This window comes from Trueperaceae bacterium, from assembly GCA_023954415.1.
Lineage (GTDB): Bacteria > Deinococcota > Deinococci > Deinococcales > Trueperaceae > JAAYYF01.
On sequence record JAMLIB010000020.1, the window covers coordinates 1 to 12,108 of the forward strand.

At 68.8% G+C, this 12,108-nt stretch carries 11 protein-coding genes; 6 read left to right on the forward strand and 5 right to left on the reverse strand.

Annotated elements, in window-relative coordinates:
- The first annotated feature begins 59 nt into the window (after positions 1–59).
- The 4 genes from rny to pth all read left to right on the forward strand — a co-directional run bounded on the left by rny (position 60) and on the right by pth (position 4,561).
- Complete coding sequence (gene rny / locus M9914_14055) at positions 60–1,733, forward strand: ribonuclease Y (protein ID MCO5175298.1); 1,674 nt, start codon at positions 60–62, stop codon at positions 1,731–1,733.
- Positions 1,734–2,173: 440 nt separating this feature from the next.
- Positions 2,174–3,118, forward strand: a complete 945-nt coding sequence (locus M9914_14060; protein MCO5175299.1) for a ribose-phosphate pyrophosphokinase — start codon at positions 2,174–2,176, stop codon at positions 3,116–3,118.
- A gap of 201 nt (positions 3,119–3,319) precedes the next feature.
- Complete coding sequence (locus M9914_14065; GenBank protein ID MCO5175300.1) at positions 3,320–3,919, forward strand: 50S ribosomal protein L25; 600 nt, start codon at positions 3,320–3,322, stop codon at positions 3,917–3,919.
- A gap of 9 nt (positions 3,920–3,928) precedes the next feature.
- Positions 3,929–4,561 (forward strand): aminoacyl-tRNA hydrolase, encoded by a 633-nt coding sequence (gene pth / locus M9914_14070; protein ID MCO5175301.1) that lies wholly within the window; start codon positions 3,929–3,931, stop codon positions 4,559–4,561.
- Here the strand turns inward: pth and pstB are convergent.
- From pstB to M9914_14090, 4 genes are all read right to left on the reverse strand, one after another.
- On the reverse strand, positions 4,537–5,295 hold the full coding sequence (gene pstB / locus M9914_14075) for a phosphate ABC transporter ATP-binding protein PstB (GenBank protein ID MCO5175302.1): 759 nt from the start codon (positions 5,293–5,295) through the stop codon (positions 4,537–4,539). The two genes, pth and pstB, sit on opposite strands and share 25 nt — an antisense overlap.
- A 71-nt stretch (positions 5,296–5,366) precedes the next feature.
- The gene (gene pstA / locus M9914_14080) at positions 5,367–6,560 is read right to left on the reverse strand and encodes a phosphate ABC transporter permease PstA (GenBank protein MCO5175303.1); all 1,194 of its coding nucleotides are present in this window, start codon (positions 6,558–6,560) and stop codon (positions 5,367–5,369) included.
- Complete coding sequence (gene pstC / locus M9914_14085) at positions 6,557–7,456, reverse strand: phosphate ABC transporter permease subunit PstC (protein ID MCO5175304.1); 900 nt, start codon at positions 7,454–7,456, stop codon at positions 6,557–6,559. The genes pstA and pstC overlap by 4 nt, the downstream gene beginning before the upstream one ends.
- Before the next feature lie 61 nt (positions 7,457–7,517).
- Entirely contained in the window at positions 7,518–8,507 is a 990-nt protein-coding gene (locus M9914_14090) for a PstS family phosphate ABC transporter substrate-binding protein (GenBank protein MCO5175305.1), read from the reverse strand.
- A 112-nt stretch (positions 8,508–8,619) separates the two neighbouring features.
- Between M9914_14090 and hutU the strand changes: the two genes are divergently transcribed.
- Together hutU and hutI are read left to right on the forward strand one after the other, a co-directional pair.
- Complete coding sequence (hutU, locus tag M9914_14095) at positions 8,620–10,296, forward strand: urocanate hydratase (protein ID MCO5175306.1); 1,677 nt, start codon at positions 8,620–8,622, stop codon at positions 10,294–10,296.
- Complete coding sequence (gene hutI / locus M9914_14100; GenBank protein ID MCO5175307.1) at positions 10,293–11,519, forward strand: imidazolonepropionase; 1,227 nt, start codon at positions 10,293–10,295, stop codon at positions 11,517–11,519. The genes hutU and hutI overlap by 4 nt, the downstream gene beginning before the upstream one ends.
- Before the next feature lie 102 nt (positions 11,520–11,621).
- On the opposite strand, the gene M9914_14105 is transcribed toward hutI, so the two are convergent.
- A partial coding sequence (locus M9914_14105; GenBank protein ID MCO5175308.1) for a hypothetical protein occupies positions 11,622–12,108 on the reverse strand: 487 nt, incomplete at its 5' end.

A 12,108-nucleotide genomic window follows, 5' to 3' on the forward strand; every position in this document is an offset into this window, starting at 1 on the left:
GCAAAGACCACGGGCGCCGCAAGCACCGAAGACGTGGACGACGTAGAAGGCGGTGAGCAGTGAACGGCTCCTCAACTTCCATCCTGCTGCTACTCCTCGGCCTCATCATCGGCGCAGCGGTCGTCTACTTCCTCCGCCGGCGCAACGAGCGTGACGCCGAGGCGGAAGCGAAGCGCCTCGTCGCCGAGCGCATGGCGGAGGCCGAGCGCGAAGCGCGGGCAACGGGCGAGCAAGCCGTCCGCTCCGCCGAGGCGACCGTCGCCGCGGCCCGCGCCCGCTGGGAAGAGGACGAGCGCGTCAAGCGCGCGCGCCTCGATGACGAGCTGCGGCACCTGCGAGAGACGAGCAAGGCCGAAGCGGACCGCGCCTTGGTGGAGATCGAGCGCGACCGCAAGGAGGCGCGCGAGGCGCGCGACGAGGCAAGGCGCGACCGCGAGCGCCTCGAGCAGCAGGAGGAGCGCCTCAACCGCCGCAGCGAGCAGCAGGACGCCCGCGCGCTGCGCTTGGACGAGGCGGAGGAACGCCTCAACCAGCGCAACACCGACCTGAGCGCCCGGGAGGAAGGGATCGACGCGCGCGAGGCCGCCATGGAAGCGCAGCTACACGAGATCGCCCAGCTGAGTCGCGAGCAGGCCACCCAGCTCATCGTCGACAAGCTGGAACGGGAGCTGGAGCGGGAGAAGGCGGTGCGCGTGCGCGGCGCCATCGAGCAGGCGGACGCCGAGTCGCGCAAGCGCTCGCAGGACATCCTCGCCCAGGCGATCCAGCGGAGCGCCTCCGAGGTATCCGCCGCCATCAGCGTCTCGGTCGTACCCATCCCGAGCGACGCGATGAAGGGCCGCATCATCGGCCGCGAAGGCCGGAACATCAGGGCGTTCGAGGCCCTGACCGGCGTCGACCTCATCATCGACGACACGCCGGAAGCGGTCCTGCTCTCGAGCTTCAACCCGATGAGGCGCGAGGTCGCCCAGCTGGCCCTCACCGAGCTCGTTACGGACGGACGGATCCATCCGGCGCGCATCGAGGAGGTCGTGCACAAGGCGCAACAGGAGATGCAGCAGTACATCAGGGAGCGCGGCGAGGAAGCCGCGCTGGAGGCGAACGTCGTCGGCCTCAAGCCCGGCCTCGTGCAACTCCTCGGGCGCATGCAGTTCCGCACCAGCTACGGCCAGAACATCCTCAAACACTCCGTGCAAGTGGCCCACCTCACGGGCATCATCGCCGCCGAGCTCGGGCTCGACGAGGCCATGGCGCGCCGCGCCGGCCTCCTGCACGACATCGGCAAGTCCATCGACCGCGAGATCGAGGGCACGCACACGGTCATCGGTGCCAGCCTCGGGAAGCGCTTCGGGGAGCCGAAGGAAGTCATCGACGCCATCGGCAACCACCACGACCTGGACCAGTCCGAGACGCTCTTCCCCATCATCGTGAACGCCGCGGACGCGATCTCCGCCGCGAGGCCGGGCGCGCGCCGCGAGACGCTCGAGAGCTACATCAAGCGGCTCGAAGGGCTCGAGGCCATCGCGACGAGCTTCCCCGGCGTCGAGAGTGCTTTCGCCATCCAGGCCGGCCGCGAGCTGCGCATCATCGTGCAGCCGGAGCGCGTCAACGACGCCACGGCCGTGCTCCTCGCGAGAGACGTCGCGAACCGCATCGAGCAGGACATGGAGTACCCGGGGCAGGTGCAGGTCACGGTCGTGCGCGAGTCGCGGGCTGTCGAGTACGCGCGCTAGAAGCGCGTAGGCGCGCTAGAAGCGCGTAGGCGCGCTAGAAGCGCGTAGGCGCGGCGAAGCGCGTGCGCGGCGGAAGCACGCGGGCGCGCCGAAACGCATGTGCGCGCCAGAAGTGCATTAGGCGGGTGCGCTCGAGCGCCGCTCGTCAAGCGCGGATCGACGAGGCGCCGCGACGTGTCCTCTCCGCGTCCCGCCCCGCGGGCGGGTCGCGGCGCTGACGGGTATACTCGCGCGTGGCCGAACCGTGGGCCGGCAGCGCCGCCTGCCGCAGTCGCGGACGAGTCGAGGGCCGTAGCGGCCCAAGTGCCCAGTGCGAGGTGTTCCGTGACGTTCGAACCATCCAAGCATGCCGCCCACGGGCGGCGCGTGGCGACGTGGCCGCGCACCGCCGACCGGCTCCCCTCCCGCGGATTCCCAGCGGAAACCTGGGGCGGTGGACTGTGAGGAGCGGCGAGGACGTCAAGCTGTTCACCGGCAACGCCAACCCGGCGCTGGCGCGGGCCGTCGCCGACTACCTCGGCACCCACATCGCCCAGGGCACGGTCGGTAAGTTCCCCGACGGCGAGACCCGCATCAGCATCGACGAGAGCGTCCGCGGTGCCGACTGCTACATCATCCAGTCGACCTGCGCTCCCGTGAACAGCAACCTCATGGAGCTCCTCGTACTGACCGACGCGCTGCGCCGCGCCTCCGCCTGGCGCATCAACGCCGTCATCCCGTACTTCGGCTACGCCCGCCAGGACAAGAAGATGCAGGCCCGCGAGCCGATCACGGCGAAGCTCGTCGCCAACCTCCTCGAGACCGCCGGCGCCGATCGCGTCATCACCGTCGACCTGCACGCCGGGCAGATCCAAGGGTTCTTCGACGTCCCCGTCGATCACCTGACGGCGCTGCCCATCCTGGGCGGTCACCTCAAGAACATGGACCTCACCGACAGCGTCGTGGTCTCCCCCGACGTCGGCCGCGCGACGGAAGCCAGACGCCTGGCCAACCACTTGAACCTGCCGCTGGTGATGCTCTACAAGCGTCGTACGAGCCCGACCGAGACCGAGGTGACGCACGTCATCGGCGAGGTCGAGGGGAAGCGCCCCATCATCATCGACGACATGATCTCCACCGCCGGCACCATGCGCCACGGCATCGACTCCCTGCTGAAGCTGGGCGCACAGCCCGACGTGCGCGTCGCCGCCACGCACGCCGTGTTCACGCCGCCGGCGTTGGAGCGCCTCACGCACGACTCCATCACCGGCATCTACGTCACCGACACCGTCCCGCTGGCCAAGACGACCGACCGCATCCACGTCCTCAGCGTGGCCCCGCTGCTGGCGCAGGCGATCCGCAACGTTCACGACCACGTGTCCGTCAGTTCCCTGTTCGCCAACTGAAGAAGACGCGTACGGCGGCACGCTAGACGCCACCTCACGCCCCACGCGCCTCGGGTGGCCCGGCGAGCTCCGCCGATCGTCATGTCCGGCAGCCCGCCGCACTCTTCGCGCTCGGCGTGTCTTTACAGACACGGGTGATAACGAGTATCGTCACTAGTTGCGATCGCGTCGCCGCACAAGGGAAGACGCACCGGAGGAACCATGAGAATCGAAGCCGAGAAGCGCGCGCCGGGCACGGCAGCGCAGTTGCGCCGCGATGGGAAGCTCCCCGCGGTCGTCTACAACAAGGACCTCAACGAGTCCATCACGCTCGACATGCGCGCGTTCGACAAGGCCTTCCGCGCGCAGGGGACCTCCTCCCTGATCGACCTCGTGGTCGACGGGCAGGAGCATGCCGTGCTCGTGAAGCAGGTCCAGATGGACAAGCGCCGCCGCGAGCCCATGCACGTCGACTTCTTCGCGGTGACGGCCGACGAGGCCCTCGAGGTCCACGTGCCCATCGAGGTCGTCGGCACGGCCGCTGGCGTGCGCGACGGCGGTCTGCTCGACGTGCAGCGCCGCGAGGTCAAGATCTCCGTCCTGCCCCGCTTCATCCCCAACCACGTCACGCTCGACGTGTCCTCGGTCAAGATCGGGGAGAGCCTCCACGTGAGGGACCTCGTCGCCGGTCTCCCCCAGGAAGCCACCGTGCTCGACGACCTCGAGCTCTCCGTCGTGGCCGTCGTGCCGCCTCGGGTGTCCGACGACAGCTCCGCCGGCGCCACCGAGCCCGAAGTCATCGGCTCCGCCGGCGACGAGTAACGACCAGGGTTGGGGCTACCCTCGGACACGACCCCTGTAAGGCTCGTAGTCGGCCTAGGCAACCCAGGCCCGCGCTACTCAGGAACCCGGCACAACGCCGGGTTCCTCGTCGTTGACGAGCTCGCGCGCAGGCACGGTGGCGCCTTCAGGCAAGAGCGCGAGGCGACCACCACGAAGCTGGCGCCCGCCACCCTCGCGTCGACCACCGTTCAACTGCTCAAGCCCCTGACCTTCATGAACCTCTCGGGCCGGGCGGTCCAGGCGGCGCTCACGAAGGGCGGGGTGCGTCCGGCCGAACTACTCGTGGTACACGACGACATCGACCTGCCCTTGGGCCGCCTCCGCGTCAGGTTCGGCGGCAGCGGCGGGGGGCAACGGGGCGTGGCGGACATCGCCCGCGCCATTGGTCCAAGCTTCTGGCGCCTGAAGGTAGGCGTGGGGCGGCCGCCCGAAGGCTGGGCCACGGAGAACTGGGTGCTGAGCCGCTTCGACGAAGGCGAGGCGGCGCTACTGGGGCGCGTCGTCGCGAGCGCCGCCGACGCCGTGGAGCTGATCGCCAGGAGCGGCGCGGAGCGGGCGATGAACGAGGTGAACGGCGTCGACCTCGCGCCGCCCCCTCAGCCGAACCGCCCCGAGACGTAACGCTCGGTGAGCTCGTGCTTGGGGGCGGTGAACATCTGGTCCGTCGGCCCCTCCTCGACGAGCGTGCCCAAGTGCATGAAGGCGGTACGGTCGCTCACGCGGCCGGCCTGCTGCATGTTATGCGTGACTATGACCACCGTGTAGCGCCCCTTGAGGTCGGCGATGAGGCGCTCGATGCGGTCGGTGGCGATAGGGTCGAGCGCGCTCGTCGGCTCGTCCATGAGCAGCACGGCCGGCTCCGTCGCCAAGGCGCGCGCCATGCACAGGCGTTGCTGCTGACCACCGGAGAGGCCGAAGGCTGAGCCTTTCAAGTTGCCTTGCACCTCGTCCCAGAGCGCGGCGTCCTGTAGGGCCCGCTCGACCGTCACGTCCAGGTCCTGCGTCCGGCCGATGAGGCGCGGACCGAACGCGACGTTGTCGTAGATGGACTTGGGGAACGGGTTGGGCTTCTGGAACACCATGCCGACGCGGCGCCTGACCTCGACCGGGTCGACGTCGGCGCCGTACAGCTCGTGCCCCTCGTAAGTCACGCGCCCTTCCGTCCGCACCCCGTCGACCAGGTCGTTCATGCGGTTGATGCTGCGCAGGAGCGTGCTCTTGCCGCAGCCGGACGCGCCGATCAGCGCCGTGACCTGCCCGCGAGGCACGGTCAGCGACACGTTCTTGAGCGCCTTGAACCCTCCGTACCAGAGGCTGAACCCCTCGATGCCGACTACGGCTTCGCTCGCCGGCACGCTGTGCGTGCGGACGGTGACGTGGTCTTCCGGAAGTGCCTTGCTCACGTTGTCCTTCCCATCGCCTCGCTTCACCAACGCCTCTCGTACTTGCGCCTCAACCAGAACGCCACGCCGTACAGCAGTCCCAACACGCCCAGGAGCACCACTATGCCTGCGGACGCCACGTGGGCGAACTCCCGCTCGTTCTCTCCCACCCAGGTGTAGATCTGGATGGGCAGCGCCGTGTACTGCGCCAATGGTCCGTTCGGGAGCCCAGGAACGAAGACGGCGGCGCCGATGACGAGCAGTGGCGCCGTCTCGCCCAGGGCGCGCGCCACAGCCAGGATGACACCGGTCACGACGCTCGACAGCGCCGCCGGGAGCACCACGCGGAAGACCACCTGCGACTTGGTGGCGCCCAGACCGTAAGCCGCCTGCCGCATGGAGGCTGGGACGCTCCTGATGCCCTCGCGCGAGGCGATGACGACCACCGGCACGACGAGCAGCGACAGCGTGAGGGCGGCGGCGAGGACGACCGGGCCGAGGCCTAGGAGGCGCACGAACACGGTGAGGCCGAGGATCCCGTACACGATGCTAGGCACCCCTGCCAAGTTGCGCAGGTTGACCTCGAGGACACGCGTGAAGGCGTTGTCGGCCGCGTACTCCTCCAGGTAGATCGCCGCGCCGACGCCGACGGGAACGGCGATGAGGATGACCAGTCCGATCACCCAGAGACTGCCGAGGAGCGCGGGGGCCAGACCCGCCATCAGCGGCGTACGTGAGGCGGACTTGGCGAAGAAAGCGATATCGAGCCATGGGTTCAGATAGAGGTGTTGCCCGGGTTGCAGCCCGGCGAGGAGCTCGCCGCGCCTCTGCCACCCGGTGAGCAGGCCGTGATCCTGCACCAAGGCGTCCCTGCTCCCGGTGACGACCCAGCGCATGGGCTTGCCGTCGGCCCACAACATGAGCTCTACGCGGTTGCGGGCGGCGAACTTCCGCCGCTCGTCCGGGTCTTGCGTGACCGCGTCGATCTCTGCCTGGTCGCTGCCCCGCGCGGCTAGCTCGAGGCGCACGACCTTCTCCCAGCTGCCAGCGAGCGAGAAGCCGGCGAAGAAGGCGAACGACTCGCCGCTGCCCCGAGGCTCGACGACTTGCCAGGAGACGGTGTCCGTGAGCAGCTCGGCCAACAGCGCCGCCAGCAACACCAGGGCCAGGAACGTGGGAACCGCCACCGCCGCGTGGAACAGCCCACCACGTACTCTCCTGGCGCGTGCCGCCCTCATTCGTAACGTTCCCGGAAGCGCCGCACCAGGGCCTGCGAGGCGAGGTTCATCACCAAGGTCATGGCGAAGAGCACGGCCCCGACGGCGTACAGGGACCGAGCCGCCAACGACCCTACCGGTTGGTCGCCGGTCGCGGCCTGCACTATGAACGACGTCATGGTGGCGATCGTCTCCCGCGGATCGAACGTGAGCGTCGGGCGTTGGCCGGCGGCGAGGCTGACGATCATGGTCTCTCCGACCGCGCGCGAGAACGCCAGGATCACGGCGGCGGCCAGGCCCGAGAACGCCGCCGGGAGTAGCACCCTGACGATGACGTCCAGTTTGCTGCCACCCAGCCCGTAACCGGCTTCGCGCAAGGACTGCGGGACGGCCTGCAAGGCGTCGCTCGCCAGGCTCGAGACGGTCGGCAAGATCATGAAGCCCATCACGAGCCCGGCGGAAAGGGCGTTGAAGAACCTGACGCCCGGGATGAAGCTCTGGAGCCAAGGCGTGACGTAAGAGAGGGCGAAGAAGCCGAGCACCACGGTCGGGATCCCCGCAAGGAGCTCCAGGATGCCCTTGAGCCTGCGTCGCCGGCCCGGGGGGGCGTACTCGGCCAGGTAGATGGCGCCGGCCAAACCCAGCGGCACGCCGACGAGCACCGCGATGGCGGTGACGAGCAGCGTGCCGGTCACGAGCGGCAGGATGCCGAAATGCTTGTCGGCGAACAGCGGCGTCCAGCGGTCGCCCGTGAGGAACTCCCATACACTGACGGCAGGGTCTAGGAAGAACCCGACGGTCTCCCTCGCCAGGACGATCACGACGGCCGCGGTGGTGAGGACCGTCAGCGCTGCGGCGAGGCCAAGGACCCACGCCACCATGCGTTCGCGGTTGGCCTCCGAGCGGCTCAGCCGCAAGGTGCCCTCCCGCCCGTCCCCACCCCCAGCGGCCGCCCGGCTCACTTGGTTCCCGCCTCCGTCACTCGTTGCTCTTGATGGCGTCGAGCACGCTGTCGCCCGGTCGGAAGTCTCCGAACGCCGTACCCGTCACGCGGGCGGCGAAGCGCGCGGCCACCGCGGCGTAGACGTCGTCCGAGTAAGTAGCGTAGCCGGTGTGCTCGACGAGTTCCCGCGCGTCCTCCGAGAGGTAGTAGTCGACGAACTCAGCGATGCCCGGCTTGGTGGCTAACGCCTTGGTGCTCACGTAGATGAAGAGCGGGCGCGAGAGGGGCGTGTAGGTGCCTGACTCGATGGTCACCGCGCTGGGCGCGACACAGCCGTTACCGCCGTCGACCTGCACGGCGTTGAGGCGTTCGGAGTCGGCCGCGTAGTAGGCGAAGCCGAAGTAGCCCATGGCGTAGATGTCGCTCTCCACCCCGCGGACGAGGACGTTGTCGTCTTCGCTCGGGAAGTAGTCGGTGCGGATGGCGCCGGCCTTGCCGTTCACGGCCTCGGTGAAGTACTCGAACGTGCCGCTGTCGGTGCCGGGACCGAAGAGCGTGAGGGGGGCGTCCGGGAAGCCGGCGCGCACCTGGCTCCAGTTGACGACCTGCGAGTCCGGTGCCCAGATGGCGTTCAACTCGGCCACCGTAAGGCACGTCGCGAAGTCGTTCTGCTTGTTGACGACGACGGTGAGCGCATCGGCCGCGACGGGCAGCTCGATCAGCTCGATGCCGTTGGCCGCGCACGCCTCGAGCTCGGTCGACTTGACCACGCGGCTCGCGTCGGCGATGTCGATCTCGCCCGCGCAGATCTTGGAGAGCCCGCCGCCCGTGCCGGAGAAGCCGACGGAGACGGGGATGCCGGGGTTGTCGATCGTGAACTCCTCGGCCATCGCGAGCGAGATCGGGTAGACGGTCGACGAGCCGTCCACGACTATCGTGTTCTGGGCGGCAGCGTACAGGCCGAGCGTCGCGGCCACCAAGGCTAGGACGGACTTCACGGGTCTTGACTTCGACGTTCTCTGCATGGCTCAACCTCCGACGGTGAGGCTATCGACGCCAGGTCATGGCTCCGTCATGGGCGCGCTAGGCAGGCGATAATGGCTTGACTTCAGGCCGCTGGAGGCCAAGCACATGACCATGGGAACACCGCCGACATGGCCGATAAGGGCCCCGAGAGGCAACGCACGGACTGCCAAGGGATGGATCCAGGAAGCAGCCATGCGGATGCTCATGAACAACCTCGATCCGGAAGTGGCCGAGGCGCCGGAACGTCTCGTCGTCTACGGCGGGCGCGGTAAGGCCGCGCGCGATTGGGATGCCTACCGCCGCATCCTCGCGACCCTGGAGCGCTTGGAGGACGACCAGACGCTGCTCGTCCAATCCGGCAAGCCTGTCGGGGTCTTCCGCACCTTCGAGCAGGCGCCGCGCGTGATCCTCGCGAACTCCAACCTCGTACCGAAGTGGGCGACCTGGGACGAGTTCGATCGCCTCGACGCGGCCGGCCTGATGATGTACGGGCAGATGACGGCCGGGTCGTGGATCTACATCGGGACCCAGGGCATCCTGCAAGGCACGTTCGAGACCTTCGCCGCCGCCGCGCGCCGGCACTTCGGCGGTACGTTGGCCGGCACCCTCACGGTGACGGCCGGCCTCGGTGGCATGGGCGGCGCCCAGCCCCTCGCCGTCACCCTCAACCAGGGCGCCGTCCTGGTCGTCGAGGTGGACCAGCACCGCATACAGCGGCGCTTGGAGACGGGCTACCTGGATCTGGGGAGCACGGACCTCGACGAGGCGTTGCGAGCGCTCGAAGCCGCCAAGCGCGAGAAGCGCGGGCTCTCGGTCGGCCTCCTCGGGAACGCGGCCGAGGTGTTGCCCGAGTTGGTGCGCCGTGGGGTCACGGTCGACCTGGTGACCGACCAGACGAGCGCCCACGACCCTCTCTACGGCTACTCGCCACCCGCGCTGCCGGACGAGGACGTAGCCGCCAGTCGCTCCGCCGACCCCAAGGCCTATCGCGAACGCGTACTGCAAGCCATGGCCAGGCACTGCGCCGCCATCGTCGACCTGCAGAACGCCGGTGCGATCGCCTTCGACTACGGCAACAACCTGAGGGCGTTCGCTCGCGAGGGCGGGTTCGCTGGCGCCTTCGCCTACCCCGGCTTCGTGCCGGCCTTCATCCGCGATCAGTTCTGCGAAGGGCGGGGGCCGTTCCGTTGGGTAGCGCTGTCAGGCGACCCGGAGGACATCCGCCGCACGGACCGGGCGATCCTCGAGCTCTTCCCGGAGGACGTGGGGCTGAGGCGCTGGCTGACCGAAGGCGTCGGCAAGTTCGCCTTCCAGGGCCTGCCGGCGCGCATCTGCTGGCTCGGCTACGGCGAGCGCGACAAGGCCGGCCTGCGGTTCAACGAGATGGTCGCCAGCGGCGAGCTCAAGGCGCCCGTCGTGATAGGCCGCGACCACCTCGACTCCGGCTCCGTTGCAAGCCCGTACCGGGAGACGGAAGCGATGCAAGACGGCTCGGACGCAGTAGCCGATTGGGCGCTCCTCAACTTCGCCCTCAACGCGGTGAGCGGCGCCGGCTGGGTGAGCTTCCACCACGGCGGCGGCGTCGGGATGGGCTACAGCTTGCATGCCGGTCAAGTGTGCGTCGCCGACGGCTCCAGCGCGGCGGCCGAGCGCCTCGCCCGAGTGCTCCTCAACGACCCCGGCACGGGCGTCATGCGGCATGCCGACGCCGGTTACGACTTGGCCGTCGAGGCCGCTCGCGCCCGCGGGATGGACCTTCCCGGCGTGACCGATCAGCGTAGAGCATGAGCCTGCCACTGGCAGCGGATCACGACGCCCGGCGCACCCTGGTCAAGGGCATCAGCGAGTTGCTGACTCCACATACGACGCTCACAGGGGCAGCCATGGCGCTCGAGGGCGAACACGTCGCCTGGGTGGGGCTGGAGAGCGAGGTGCCGTCCGAGTACTCCGCGTGGTCCACGCTCGACCTGGACGGCCGGGGCGTCATACCAGGCTTGGTGGACAGCCACACGCACCTGGTCTGGGCAGGCGACCGGTTGGACGAGTACGTCTTACGCTCTCAAGGGGTGTCCTACGCCGAACTGCTGGCTACTGGTGGGGGCATACGCAACACCGTTGCGCCTACCCGCGCGGCAAGCGAGAACGGGCTGCTGATGCTGGCGCGGCGGCGGGCCGGCGCTTTCCTGCGGGGCGGCGTCACGGCCATCGAGATCAAGTCCGGCTACGGCCTCGATACCGAGTCGGAGCTGAAGATGTTGCGGGTTGCCCGGAAGCTGGGCGAGGACGGCCCGCAACGGGTGACGACCACCCTACTTGCGCACGTGCCCGACCCCGGCGTCGAGCGCCGGTTCGCGGTCGACCGCTTCGTGATGGAGACGCTCCCCGAGGCTGCCCGCACGGGCCTCGCCGACACCGTCGATGTCTTCTGCGACGAGGGCGCCTTCACGTTGGCTGAAGCGCGGCGCATCTTGGAATCGGGCCTCAGCCACGGCCTCCAGGTGAAAGCGCACGCCGAGCAGCTCACGCATACGGGCGCGGCGCGCCTCGTAGCGGAACTGGGCGGCCTATCGGCGGACCATCTCGAGTCGGCCACGCCGGACGACTTCGAGGCTTTGGCGAAAGCAGGCTCGGTGGCCACCGTTCTGCCCGTGGCGGCACTCCTACTCAAGAAGCCGGTGCCCAGCGCAGAGGTGTTGCGAGGCAGCGGCGTTACCTTCGCTGTGGCCTCGGACCACAACCCGGGTTCCTCGCCTGTGTTCGGGCTCTTGCCGGCCTTGCAGCTGGCCATCGCGACCTCCGGGCTGACCGTCCAGGAAGCCCTGATAGCGGGTACGGCGAACGCAGGCAAGGCGCTCGGCCGGCCCGGCTGGGGCACGCTGCAGGCGGGTTCCCCTGCCGACTACCTCGTCGTCGACTCGGCCCGAGCACTGATGCCCCTCTACACGTGGGGCTTACCGACGATCAAGGAGATGGTCGTCGGCGGAAGGTCTGTCTGGCGGAAGGACGGCTAGGGCGTAGGGCACCTGCGCACCGCGTACGCTGCCCGGTGGTAGCGGTAGCGCGAGCGAACGGCTCGTTCTGGCCACGATGCGAGCGCACACCGCTGCACCGGCCTACCAGCCGGCCTTTATGCGCCTGATGCGGGCGGATATCGCCGAGCCGCGGTAGTCGCCAGGCGGCAGGTGCGCACGGGCCGCCAGCCATATCTCGAGATCGTCGTCCAATACCGTGCCCAGCTGAATCAGCGCGTCGCTGTCCTTCGAATCGAGAGCAGCCTGCCTGAGGCTCTCCTCCAGGTACTGACGGTGTTCGACGATAGCCGGAGCATCGGACTCCGGCAAGAAAGGACCCGTGTAGAGGTTCAGCGCCTTCTGCAGTTCGCCGGCATCCAGAAGCTTGGACACCTCGATGAAGTCCGCCTTGAACGGCACCGTAAGACGATAAGGCGAGGTCGAGACCGGCAGTTCCTTGCGCAAGCGTGAAACGGCTACTTTGGTGGTGTTGGACTCCCCCAGCCCGCCGCACTGCAAGTCATGCAGCCGCTCGCACGTGAGCCCTCCAGGATGCATGGCAAGAAGCGCCACGATCTCGCCCTGCTTC